13 protein-coding genes are annotated in these 12158 nt (G+C 62.6%); all 13 read right to left on the bottom strand.

The annotated features are described in order from the left end of the window. Position 1: 1 nt before the first annotated feature. Entirely contained in the window at positions 2–1414 is a 1413-nt protein-coding gene (locus I6J28_RS05165; RefSeq protein WP_204611189.1) for a ComEC/Rec2 family competence protein, read from the bottom strand. 18 nt (positions 1415–1432) lie between these two features. Beyond that, positions 1433–2131, bottom strand: a complete 699-nt coding sequence (locus I6J28_RS05160) for a ComEA family DNA-binding protein (RefSeq protein ID WP_204611187.1) — start codon at positions 2129–2131, stop codon at positions 1433–1435. 99 nt (positions 2132–2230) lie between these two features. Next, on the bottom strand, positions 2231–3106 hold the full coding sequence (locus I6J28_RS05155) for a DegV family protein (RefSeq protein WP_204611185.1): 876 nt from the start codon (positions 3104–3106) through the stop codon (positions 2231–2233). Then, the gene (locus tag I6J28_RS05150; protein WP_204611184.1) at positions 3106–3804 is read right to left on the bottom strand and encodes a histidine phosphatase family protein; all 699 of its coding nucleotides are present in this window, start codon (positions 3802–3804) and stop codon (positions 3106–3108) included. The genes I6J28_RS05155 and I6J28_RS05150 overlap by 1 nt, the downstream gene beginning before the upstream one ends. A gap of 6 nt (positions 3805–3810) precedes the next feature. Next, positions 3811–4254 carry a ribosome silencing factor gene (gene rsfS / locus I6J28_RS05145; RefSeq protein ID WP_179387589.1) on the bottom strand — a complete coding sequence of 148 codons (444 nt, stop codon included), beginning with the start codon at positions 4252–4254 and terminating at the stop codon, positions 3811–3813. A gap of 146 nt (positions 4255–4400) precedes the next feature. Then, on the bottom strand, positions 4401–5018 hold the full coding sequence (gene nadD, locus I6J28_RS05140; RefSeq protein WP_204611183.1) for a nicotinate-nucleotide adenylyltransferase: 618 nt from the start codon (positions 5016–5018) through the stop codon (positions 4401–4403). A gap of 23 nt (positions 5019–5041) precedes the next feature. Then, positions 5042–6310, bottom strand: a complete 1269-nt coding sequence (locus I6J28_RS05135) for a glutamate-5-semialdehyde dehydrogenase (RefSeq protein WP_204611182.1) — start codon at positions 6308–6310, stop codon at positions 5042–5044. A gap of 97 nt (positions 6311–6407) precedes the next feature. Continuing rightward, positions 6408–7313, bottom strand: a complete 906-nt coding sequence (locus I6J28_RS05130) for a D-isomer specific 2-hydroxyacid dehydrogenase family protein (protein ID WP_204611181.1) — start codon at positions 7311–7313, stop codon at positions 6408–6410. After that, the gene (locus I6J28_RS05125; RefSeq protein WP_204611180.1) at positions 7313–8242 is read right to left on the bottom strand and encodes a D-isomer specific 2-hydroxyacid dehydrogenase family protein; all 930 of its coding nucleotides are present in this window, start codon (positions 8240–8242) and stop codon (positions 7313–7315) included. The genes I6J28_RS05130 and I6J28_RS05125 overlap by 1 nt, the downstream gene beginning before the upstream one ends. A 33-nt stretch (positions 8243–8275) precedes the next feature. Then, entirely contained in the window at positions 8276–9508 is a 1233-nt protein-coding gene (gene proB, locus I6J28_RS05120; protein ID WP_204611179.1) for a glutamate 5-kinase, read from the bottom strand. A 60-nt stretch (positions 9509–9568) separates the two neighbouring features. Further along, positions 9569–11101 carry a GTPase ObgE gene (gene obgE, locus I6J28_RS05115; protein ID WP_204611177.1) on the bottom strand — a complete coding sequence of 511 codons (1533 nt, stop codon included), beginning with the start codon at positions 11099–11101 and terminating at the stop codon, positions 9569–9571. A 243-nt stretch (positions 11102–11344) separates the two neighbouring features. After that, on the bottom strand, positions 11345–11623 hold the full coding sequence (rpmA, locus tag I6J28_RS05110; RefSeq protein WP_005324079.1) for a 50S ribosomal protein L27: 279 nt from the start codon (positions 11621–11623) through the stop codon (positions 11345–11347). A 41-nt stretch (positions 11624–11664) separates the two neighbouring features. Further along, positions 11665–11970: a 50S ribosomal protein L21 gene (gene rplU, locus I6J28_RS05105; RefSeq protein WP_049377209.1), complete on the bottom strand. Its 306-nt coding sequence runs from the start codon at positions 11968–11970 to the stop codon at positions 11665–11667. Positions 11971–12158: the final 188 nt, after the last annotated feature.

The following is a 12158-nucleotide window of genomic DNA, read 5'->3' as shown; positions in this document are numbered from 1 at the left end:
TCTAGCCTGCGGCCAGGCCGAGCCAGGCGATGCCCGCCAGCGTCAGCGCCAAGGTGAGCCACGGGCGGTGATAGAGGAGGCCGGCAATGATCCAGGCGTAGGCAAGCAGCGTAAAAAGCGGGTTAGCAGGAATGGTGACCACGGGCAGGTGGGCCACGCCGTGGGCGACGGTATTAATCCACCACGAGAAGGGCTCAATGAGGCGCAGCAAGCCGGCGCCCAGCACGTCGAGCGGGCCGAGCTGGGCAAAGATGGCGGCGATAAGCCCCACGATGGTAATCGGCACGGTGGCGGGCTCGACAAGGATATTGGCCAGCACGGAGACCACGGAGACCTCGCCGGACATGAGTGCCACCAGCGGCAGGGTGACGATATCGGCGGCGATGGCCACGGCAACCGCGCGCAGGAAGATGGCGGGCCAGCCGGTCACGGCCAAGTGCTTATAGATGAGCGGGCTCAGCGCCACGATGCCGAGCGTCGCCGCACAGGATAGGGCGAAGCCGAAGTGCACGGCGAGGTCGGAATCCACAAAGAGCAGCGCGATGATGCCGAGGCTGAGCGCATGGATGGGCTCCATGCGCGTGGAATTGAGCACGGCGAGCAGCCCCACTACCCCAGCGACGGCCGCGCGCTGAACGGAAGGTTCGAAGCCCACAAGCAGAACATAGGTGGCAAGGGCGCACAGGGAGGCGGCCACGCGGGCGCGGGGCCCGAGCGCGAAGGCGGCGCAGACCACGGCCGCGGCGGAGCAGACGATGGCCACATTGGCGCCGGATACAGCACTCAAGTGTGAGAGCCCGGTGGCGATATACAGGTCGCGCTCGGCGGTATCTTGCAGCGCGGTATCGCCGAGCACCATGCCGGGGATAAGGCCCTGGCTGGAAGGACCGACGGTATCGAGTACCAGTGCGCGGAAATTCTCGGCCACCTCGGCCGCCCAGCCGGCCAGGCCTTCGGGCTCAGCGGTTACCTGCACGTCGGCGGCATTGGCGCTGAGCTTTCCGACACCCGCCCTATCCGACTCCCCTACCCTCACCCTGGCCGTAAGCTCGGCGCCAGCGGCCGCTGGGACTGGTTCTGGGCTAAAGACCGGCAGCTGGGTCGGGTATCCCGGAACCTTGAGCTTGAGCAGCCAGCCGCCCGTGCTGGTCTGCGTCGGTGCAGTGACAAGGCGCCCGGTGACTTCTGTGCCGAGGTCGAAAGCGGCAGCACGAGCCTGGCGCACCGCGGCGACGAGCGCCGCACCCCCAGCGACTGCACCGCAAAAGAGCGCTTGGCCCCATTGACGGGCAAGGAGGCACAGCGCGACGATGACCGCGATGAGTGCGATGGCCCAGCCGCGGCCGGCGAGCAGCACGGCGATGACGGACAGCCAAGCGGTGGCCGCGCCGGGGACGAGCCGCAGTTCTCGCATCGCACGCTCGAGTACGGGTTATAGCTGGATTTGATCTTTGAGCTGTGCCAGCTTCGCCGGCCCGATGCCTGAGACCTCGAGGAGCTCGTCCACGTCCTTGAAACCGCCGTGCTCCTCGCGGTAGGCCACGATGGCCTGCGCGGTCACCTCGCCGACGCCCTTGAGTTCGGTGAGCTCCTCGGCGGTGGCGCTATTAAGGCTCACGCCGCTGCCGCTAGCGCTGCCGCCAGGGCTGCTGGAGTTGTCGCCGGCGGGGGCGGGTTCGCCGGGTGCGGGAGCTGGGGCGGCGCCGGAGGGCAGGATGTGGAGCTGTTGGCCGTCGGAAAGCCGCTGCGCATGGTTGAGCGCCATGGTCTCGGCGCCGGGTAGCGGCTGGGCGGCATCGAGGGCATCGGCCACACGCGCGCCGGGCTCGAGTGTTTTCAGGCCGGGCTCTGCAACTTCGCCGATGACCGAGACGATGATCTCGCTAGGTTCTTCGCTGGGGGCCGCGCCTGGGCTCATTGCCGCAGGCTCGGGCATGCCGGAGGCGTCATCGGAGCGCGCATTAATGCCGAGCCAGACCACCACGCCGATAACGAGAATGACCGCCACGGCACAGGCCTGCCAGGGGCTGATGCGCAGCCGCGGGCGCGGGTAATCGACGGCAAGAAGTTCTTCCTCGCCGGTGGGTTGGGTAAATTCGCGGAGTCGTTCGCTGATCTTGGGTGCCGCCATGGCGCTGAGGCTAAGCGCGGGCGCACACCAGTGAAAGGTCGAGCGGAGGTGGGCTGTGGATAACTTGTTGTGGGCGTCAACGAACCCGGCGCGGTGGGCCTAGTTATCCACAGAACGGCGCGGCGAGAAGGCGCGGGGTCGACCACGTGTGTGAGGATGTGCTGGTTCGGCGGGAGGCTCGGAGCTAAACACAGCGGAGACGCCGATGGCGGAGGGGCCGGCGTGGACAGAGAGGACGTCGTTAAGCGGAGTGCAGATAAAGGACGAACCCTGCGGCAGCGCCGCTTCAAGGAGCGCCTCCAGCTTGGCAGCCGCGTCTTCGGCTTGGTTGTGCTGGATGGCAACGAAGGCCGGCTCGCCGTCCGCGCGGGAGGCGATGAGGTCCACCAGCTTGGTAAAAGCCTTGGTCTGGGTGCGGGTCTTGCCCACCAGCTCCAGCTTGCCCCGGGTAATCGACATAATCGGCTTGGTGGCCAACAGCGCCGTAGACAGCACGGCCGTGGCCGGGGAAAGGCGGCCAGAGCGGCGCAGGTCCTCCGTGGAATGCAGGTAGACCCAGGTAGCCGCGCGCTTGAGGGTATCGATGGCCGCGGCATAGCACTCGTCCAAGCTGGCGCCGCGGGAGGCGAGCTTGGCGGCGGACATGGCGGCCGCGCCCATGGCCATACCGGCCGAACCGGAGTCAATTACCCGCACCGTGTGCGGAAAGACGCCGGAGGCGGATACCGCGGCGGAATAGGTGGAAGATAGCTCTTTGGACAGGTGAATGGCCACCACGCCATCATCCTGGGCACGCTCCATTTCGCGGCCGTAGGCGGCGGCCAACTCCAGCGCGCTCAACCCCGAGGTGGAGCGCTCCAGGCCATCCTTGCCGTGGCTTTCCATAAGGTGCAGGTCAATGACGGTGATGGATAGCTGCTCCGCCAGCTCCGGCGGCAGGCCCGCGGAGGAGTCCGTAATGACGCGGACCGTCACTAGATATCCGCCCCGCCGTCCCCGGTGACCTCGCCGCCCATATTCCAGCCGTCGAAATACCACTGGGCGCTGCCCACATTATCTGGGGTGAACTCCAGGGAGGATAGCGGCGTTTCCGGGTTAAAGTCCGGGCGGGCGGTCAGCTGCGACCAGTGGGTATTCTTCAGTCCGGAGAGGATGCCGTACTGCGCGTGGTCAAGGCCCAGCAGGTGGCAGGTCAGCGCCGAGATGGCACCCCCATGGGCCACGATGAGGACGGGGCCCTGATCCCAGCCGGCGAAGTCTGCCATGAGCTCATCGACGACGGGCCGGGCACGCTCGGCCACATCCACGCGGGATTCGCCCTCCGGCGGGGCCCAAGTGGGATCGTGGCGCCAGATGGCGCGCGCGCCTGGGAACTCTGCATCTACTTCGGCGGAGGTTCTGCCCTGCCACTGTCCTAGGTGTGTCTCGCGCAGGCGGGCATCCGTGGTGAAATCCATGCCGAGGGCCTCGGCGACCACGCGCGCGGTTTCGCGCGCGCGGATGAGGTCAGAGGCGACGATTTTAGACACGCCCTGATCCTGCAGCAGGCGCGCGGCGGCGCGGGCCTGCTCATAGCCTAGCTCGGACAGCTCAGTGTCCAGGTGGCCCTGCATACGGCCGGTGGCGTTATAGGCAGTTTGTCCGTGGCGGATCAGGATCAGGCGACGGCTCATGCGGGTTTAAAGCTCCTCGTCCTCACCAGGGACCTTATCGGCCAGCGGGAGCTCATCAATGGAATCGACCTCGCGCGGGTTGACGCCATTGGTCCATTCACCGGGGCGCTCTGGGGCCTCGATGCCCTCAATCTCTAGTGCCGGGCAATCGTGGTACAGGCGGTCCAGGCCATAGAACTCGCGCTGGTCATTGCGCTGAACGTGGACAACGATATTGCCATAATCCAGCAGCACCCAGCGGTTTTCGCGGTTGCCCTCACGGCGCTGTGGCTCGAAGCCCTGCTTAGTCATTTCGTCTTCGACTTCATCCACGATGGAGCCAACCTGGCGCTCGTTGTCTGCAGAAGCGAGTACGAAGACCTCGGTGATAGCGAGGACATCGGAGACATCAATGGCCGCGATATTGGTGGCCAGCTTTTCTTGCGCGGCGTGGGCCGCGGTTTCTGCCATGCGGCGGGCAAGATCAGAAGTAGACAATGTGTAAAAATTCCCTTTTCGCGTCTGAGTATATTCGGTATGAACTATCTCTATTGAGAGTCTATTCTTGCACGTTTAGCAGGCCCGTGCCCAAAATCTGGGGAAGGCCGCGGAAGTTTCTATAGGGGCTTATCTGGGTTAGGCCCATAGAGATTGTTCTTGGTGATGTACTGCACCACCCCATCCGGAACGAGGTACCACACGGGTTGCCCCTGCCCGGCGCGTTCGCGGCACGCCGTGGAGGAAATGGCCATGGCGGGGATATCGATAAGATCGATAGCCTCTTGCGCATCGGCAGGTAGCATATCTGCGCTCAATTCATAGCCGGGGCGGGTCACGCCCACAAAGTGCGCCATCTCCAGCATCTCTTCCCAGTTATGCCAGCTCATGATGGAGGCCAGCGAATCGGCACCGGTAATGAAATAAAACTCCGCATCTGGGAAGAGTTCACGCAGGTCGCGCAGCGTATCGATTGTATAGGTGGGCCCCTCGCGGTCAATGTCTACGCGCGAGACGGTAAATCTCGGATTGGAGGCCGTGGCCACCATCGTCATCAAGTAGCGGTGCTCGGCCGCAGTGACGTCGCGGTGGGACTTTTGCCACGGCTGGCCGGTGGGAACAAAGATGACGGTATCGAGGGCAAAGCGGTGTGCGGCCTCACTGGCCGCTACCAAGTGGCCGTTGTGGATGGGATCAAAGGTGCCACCCATGATGCCGATGCGCTGTGGGCTAGTCATGGGTGGTGATTATAGCCGCACCACTAGGGGCGGGTCTGTCCGGTACCCTGCAGGATCCACTTAGAAGAGGTGAGCTCCGGCAGCGCCATCGGGCCGCGGGCGTGCAGCTTCTGGGTGGAAATGCCGATTTCGGCGCCCATGCCGTAGACCTCGCCATCGGTGAAAGCGGTAGAGGCGTTGAGCATGACCGCGGCGGCATCTACCTCGTTGCCGAACTTCACTAGGACGTCGGCATCCTGCGCGGCGATGGCCTCGGTGTGGCCAGTGGTGAACTCGGCGATGTGGACAATGGCACCGTCGACGCCGTCGACCACCTTGGCGCAGATATCCATGGACAGCGACTCCTCGCGCCAGTCCTCATCGGTGGCCTGCACGGCATCCTTGACGCCGAAGGCTTCGAGCTCGGCGACGTCGCCGTGGATGGTCACGCCCACCTCCTGCAGTGCGGTGATGATGCGCAGCTTGGCGGAGTCGTCCAAGGCGGCGTCGATAAGCACGCACTCCGTAGAGTTGCATACGGAGGTGCGACGGGTCTTGCCGTTGATGACCATGTCGATGGCCTTGTCCAAGTCAGCTGAGGCGTCCACGTAGAAATGGCAGTTGCCGGTGCCGGTCTCAATGGCCGGGACGGTAGCGCCGGTGACCACGGCTTCAATGAGCTTCGCACCGCCGCGCGGGATAACAAGGTCCACTAGGCCGCGAGCGGTGATGAGGTCCTGGACGGAATCGTGGGTCTCGCACGGCAGAAGCTGCACGCCCTCGCGCGGAAGGTCAAACTCGGCGAGGGTATCCTGCAGGATTTTTACCAGCTTGGTATTGGAATTGCGGGCAGATTTAGAGCCGCGTAAAAGCGGCACGTTGCCGGACTTGATCGCCAACCCAAAGGCGTCCACCGTGACGTTCGGGCGGGCCTCATAGACCATGCCCATCACACCGAGCGGGACGCGCACCTGCTTCATCTGGATGCCATTGTCCATGGTGCGGCCCTGCAGGATCTCCCCTACTGGGTCCTGCAGACTGGCAACCTGGCGCAGGCCGCCAGCGATGCCCTCCACGCGAGCGGCGTCGAGGGACAGGCGGTCAATAAGGGACTCGGACATGCCGCGCTCGCGGCCAGCTTCGATATCTTGCTTATTAGCGGCGAGGATATCCTCGGTGTGGGCAATGAGGTTTTCGGCTGCGCGCTGCAAGATTTCATTCTTGCGCGGCGTGGATAGCTGCGCCACGACGGGCGCAACATCCTTGGCAGCACGGGCTTTGGACAGAACTTCTTCGCGTTCAGTGTTGCTCATGCCATACCAGCCTAACGAAAGGCCACGCGCATTTCAGCGACCTCAGCCGCGGTGGGGTTGAGCTAGCCATCGTCAACGCGGTTACCGGGGCTATCCATCAGTAGCCGGCTTCAGTATCTACTTCCGTGGGGATTGCCTCACCGGCGGCAAAGCGCTCCATGACCTTTGCTGCATGCGCACCGATGCGGTGGCGCACCGAATACGGTGGATTGGCAAGGTGCGGGGTAATGACCACGTTGGGCATCTCCCATAGCGGGTGGCCATCAGGCAACGGTTCTGGATTGGTGACGTCGAGGCCGGCGCCGGCGATCTGGCCGGAGCGGAGAGCGTCAACAAGGGCCTCGGTATCCACCAGTGGCCCACGGCCGACGTTAATAATCACGGCGTGGTTAGGCATGGCGCGGAAAGCGGCGGCGTCGAAAAGCTGGTAGGTCTGGTCCGTGAGCGGCGCCAGCGCAACGAAATAATCGGCAGCCGGCCACACGCGCTCGATATCGGAAGTGGCATAGGTTTCATCGGCGCCTTCAACCGGGTTACCGGAGCGATTGACCGCTATGATGCGTGGGCCAAAGCCCTCCAGCATGCGGATAAGCCGCTTGCCGATGCCCCCGGCACCCACCACCGCCACCGTCTTATCCTCAAAAAGGAAGCTGGTGTGGTCCTCGACCTCATCGCGGTTATCCCAGCTCGTCCCCACGCGCTTATGCGCATGCAATTGGGCGAGCAGGAGCGCAATGGTGGACTCGGCCACGGTGGCATCATACAGTCCTGCCGCGTTGGACCAGCGGGCGGAGGTATTTCGCATGACCTCGAGCAGATGGTCTACCCCGGCAAAAGGAACCTGCACCAAGCCCACGCTCGGCGGCAGGGGTTGTGGGAAGTCATCCGGACCGCCGTTGAAGATGAGCACCTCGGCCTCCTCCAGCGGGGCACGCTCGTGGCCGGCAGCATCGAGGGCCTGCAGGGTTTCCTCCCACGGGGTGGGCAGCATTGCGTACTTCATTAGTAGCCAGCCTCCGCATCCACGCGGGTGGGCATGGCCTCTCCCCTCTCCCACGCCGCGGCATTGGCGTTGAAGATAGCGCCCAGGTGGTACTGCGCCACGTGCGCAGAGGCGGCCATGTGCGGGGTCATGGTGCAATTGGGCAGGTCATAAAGCGGATGGCCATCGGGCAGCGGCTCGGGATCCATAACCTCCAAGCCGGCGCCGGCGATGTCGCCGCAGCGCAAGGCCTCCACAAGGTCATCAGTGACCACGGTGCTGCCGCGGCCGACATTGATAAAGATGGCGGAGGGTTTCATGGCGCGGAAGGTGGCGGCATTGATAAGCCCCTCGGTGTCCTTGGTGGCCGGCAGGATGCAGAAAATGAAATCCGCCTCGCCCCACACGTGCTGGGCTTTATCCATGGGCACGACCTCATCGGCGCCTTCCACCGCGCGGCCGGAGCGATTGACCGCAGTAATGTGCACGCCAAAGGGTTGCAGGAGCTTAATGAGCTGCTTGCCGATGCCCCCAGCACCAAAGATCGCTACCCTCTTCGGCCCTTGCTGGTCATAGAGCCAGGCCTGGGACTCGTCCAGCTCCTTGGCCACCGACCAGGTAGCGGCTTGGGCGAAAGCCTTATGGTGGTGCGCCTGGGAAAGGGCCAGCCCGAGTGCGGATTCGGCCACTGGCTGGGCAAAGGCGCCGGCGGAGTTGCACCATGGCACGCCGTCTGGGGTAATGACCCCTGCATCGATGAGCTGATTGACGCCGGTATAACAATGCTGCACCCAGCCGATATTCGCCGGCATCTCCGGGATGCGGCGCGGGTTGGGCGCATTATTGATATAGACCTCGGCGTCCTCGATGCTGCTCACGCGTTGGTGCCCGGCAGCCTCGATGTCTTCTACCATCGGCTGCCAGGTTTCCGGTCCCATGAAATACTTCATGCCCCAACCATACGGGGAATCTCGGACTCGGGTTTAGATGCGGGAGGCGAAGTTGGAGAGGTAGTCCGCGTGGACGACGGAACGGCGCTGCTCCTCGGGCAGGTCTTCCATCTTCTTGCCCTTGATGGCGTGGAGCTCCTCGGAGTCGAAGCGGACCTCGCCGCGGCCGATGACCTCACCGTTCGGGCCCAAGATGTCGATGATTTCTCCCTTATTGAACTCGCCCTGCACGTCAGTAATGCCGACAGCGAGCAGCGAGGTGCCGCCCTTGGTGACGGCCTCCTTGGCGCCCTCGTCGAGGCGGACGGCTCCGCCGGTATCGGCGCAGTAGAGCGCCCAGAACTTCCAGGCGGACAGCTGGCGTTCCTCGCGGGTGTGGAAGACGGTGCCCACGGAGGCGTCGGCAAGCGCGGGGCCAATATTATCCGTGGAGGTCAGCAGCACTGGAATGCCGCCGCGGGTAGCCAGGCGGGCCGCGGAGACCTTGGTGGCCATGCCGCCGGTGCCGACCTTGCCGCCATCGCCAGCCACAACGCCCTTCAGATCCTTGCCGGTGCGCACCTCATCGATGAACTTGGCATCCGGCTCGGCCGGGTTCTTATCGTAAAGGCCATCCACGTCAGAGAAGAGGAAGAGCGCGTCAGCGCCCACCAGGTTGGCCACCAGCGCGGAGAGGCGGTCGTTATCGCCAAAGTGCATCTCGGACGTCGCCACCGCATCGTTCTCGTTCACGATCGGGATGGTGCGCAACTGGCGCAGGCGGTCGATGGTGCGCTGCGCATTGCGGGCACGGTCGCGGTGGCCGGTATCGGACGCGGTCAGAAGGACCTGGCCGATGGTGCGCTTATAGCGCGCAAAGGACTGGCCCCACACATAGGCCAAGTGCACCTGGCCGACGGACGCGGATGCCTGCTTGGTAGCCAAATCGGTGGGGCGCTGGTGCAGGCCGAGCGGGCCCATACCGGCGGCAACCGCACCGGAGGAGACGATGATGACATCGGAGCGGCCCATACGCGCATGGACGGCATCGACGATGTGATCAATCTTTTCCTGGGAGACACGGAAGTTCTCATCCGTGAGAGAAGAGGAACCAATCTTTACCACGACGCGCTTAGCCTGAGCGATTTCGTGGCGGAGATCCGACTCAAACCCTGAAGCAGTGGGGTTTTCAACGCGAGGTTCCGGGAAAGGGGTATCAGCGGTAGGACCGGCAAAAGGTTCTACCGGAAGCGGAAGGATGGGTTCTTTCTGTTCATCAGAAGACATGCCAACCGAGTTTACAAAGCCCACCCTCCAGCACACCCCAAGAATAGGGGGATCTGGAAACTAGCCCTGCCACCTATCGCGGTTAGCGCCCTCGCGGGTGACCTCTTCATCATTGCCATAATCGTACTCATCAATAAGGCCACGGCGCGCCTGCGAGGCACGCTTGCGCTCGGCGGCGGAAACGCGGCCGGTGCCCTTCAGGCGGGCGTCCTCGCCACGGCTTGCCATCGTCGGATCACCGCCGGTCATCGGCTCCCACTCGAAGGTAATGCCGCCGATAGTCACCGGGCAGCCTTCCACAGCACCCTGCTCGCGCAGCTCATCCTCCACACCGGCCTTGGCCAAGCGGTCCGCCAAGAAGCCCACTGCCTCATCATTTTCAAAGTCAGTCTGGGTAATCCAGCGATCAATCTTCTTGCCCTCAACAATGAAGCCACCCTCGACCTCAGGATCGGCCTTCACGGTGAAATCAGCAAACGCGCCGGTATGTTTCTTATGGCCCTGCGCCTTGGGATGGATAACGGTGTGGTTCTTATCCTTCTTTGGCAACGGCTGGGCCTTACGGTGCTCAGTAACCATATCCATGAGCCGGAACTTCAGCGGATCCAGCCCCTTGCGAGCGACGGCCGAAATAATAAAGACAGGCCAGCCAAACTTCTCTTCCAGATCATCCTTGACAAATTCCGCCAGCTCTTCGGCCTCAGGCACATCTGCCTTATTCAAGATGATGACGCGCGGGCGCTCACGCAGATCCCCTAAACCAGTATCTTCCTGCAAAGCCTCCTGGTACTTAGCCAATTCATTTTCCATCGCCTCAATATCAGAGACCGGATCACGGCCGGGCTCAATGGTGGCAGTATCAACTACGTGTGCCAGGACCGCCGTACGCTCAATGTGGCGCAAGAAATCCAGGCCTAGGCCCTTGCCATCGGCCGCACCTGGGATAAGTCCCGGTACGTCCGCGATGGTAAAGGAGCTATCTCCCATATCCACCACGCCGAGGTTCGGCTGCAGCGTGGTAAAGGGATAATCACCAATTTTTGGCTTCGCGGCCGATAACACCGAGATGAGCGAGGACTTGCCTGCCGACGGAAAGCCCACTAGCCCTACATCCGCCATGGACTTCAGCTCCAGAATGAGATCATGGGCTTGGCCCGGCTCCCCCTGGAGGGCAAAGCCCGGTGCCTTACGATTCTTCGAGGCCAATGCGGCATTGCCCAAACCACCAAAGCCGCCTTCTGCGGCCACGAACCGTGTTCCCGGAACAGTAAGGTCCGCCAAGGTTTCGCCCTTTTCGGTGCGCACCACCGTGCCCGCTGGGACCTCCAAAATCAGGTCTTCACCGCGAGCACCATTGCGCATATCGCCGGCGCCATTGCCGCCGCGCTGCGCCTTAATATGCGGGCGGTAATGGAAATCCATAAGCGTATGGATTTGTTCAGAAACCTCGAGGATGATGTCGCCACCGTGGCCACCATTGCCGCCATCTGGGCCGCCCAAAGGCTTAAACTTCTCGCGGTGGACAGACACACAGCCGTGTCCACCATCGCCTGCTTGCAGGTGCAGGACAACGCGGTCAATAAAACGTGCCATGGTCAAACCCTCCGTTAGTTAAATCTTTGTCCCCGCCAGTGTAATGCGTGTCTTGGGCTGGACTCCAACCGCAGCTGACAGAGACGGCCTACCTCGTGGGCCATCCCATCGGTTGTGTACGCTAGCGTGGTGTATCTATTACCCGGGTGGAGCCTCGTTTCGGTATCCACAAAACCAGAAAATCCTCGAGCCACCCTCACACTACTGTGGGGCAGGCTCGAGGATTAACCTCATCGGCCTTAGTTAGGCAGTTGCCTCTGCAGCAACCTCTTCAGCCGGAACGATGTTGACCATACGACGGCCACGCTTGATACCGAACTCAACGGAGCCAGCTGCAAGCGCGAACAGGGTATCGTCGCCGCCGCGGCCTACGTTCTCACCTGGGTGGAACTTGGTACCGCGCTGACGCACGATGATCTCGCCGGCATTAACCTGCTGACCACCGAAGCGCTTGACACCGAGACGCTTGGACTCGGAATCGCGACCGTTGCTGGAGCTGGAAGCACCCTTCTTGTGTGCCATGTGGTTTCCCTCCTTTAGGGATAATTACAGCCGGTTAAGGCTTACTTGATACCGGTGATCTTCAAGGTGGTCACAGGCTGACGGTGGCCCAGACGCCTCTTGTAACCAGTCTTATTCTTGTACTTCAGGATATCGACCTTCGGGCCCTTACCCTGCTCAACGATTTCTGCGGAGACAGAAACCTTCTCCAAGTCGGAAGCCTTGGACTTAACATCGGCGCCATCGACGAGCAGAACCGGGGTGAGAGCTACGGCAGAGCCTGGCTCACCCTCGATCTTCTCGACCTTGACGAGGTCACCTTCAGCAACCTTGTACTGCTTGCCGCCGGTCTTGACGATCGCGTACATAGAGGGTTACCCCTTATCTAAACTCGCTCGGAAGCAACCGGGGAGGCCACGTTCCGAATGGACACTTACATATTGCGTTTAGTTCCCGCGCGAACATGCCCGCACAGCTCACTTAGTGAGTGTCGGACTGATCCAGCGCCGTGAGTACTAAACAGCGACTGTCAAAGACTACCCCGTAGCGGGCACAA

Source organism: Corynebacterium tuberculostearicum (assembly GCF_016894265.1).
Taxonomy (GTDB): domain Bacteria; phylum Actinomycetota; class Actinomycetes; order Mycobacteriales; family Mycobacteriaceae; genus Corynebacterium; species Corynebacterium tuberculostearicum_D.
Note: the sequence above shows the minus strand (reverse complement) of the source record. Positions and strands in the feature narration are given on the sequence as shown.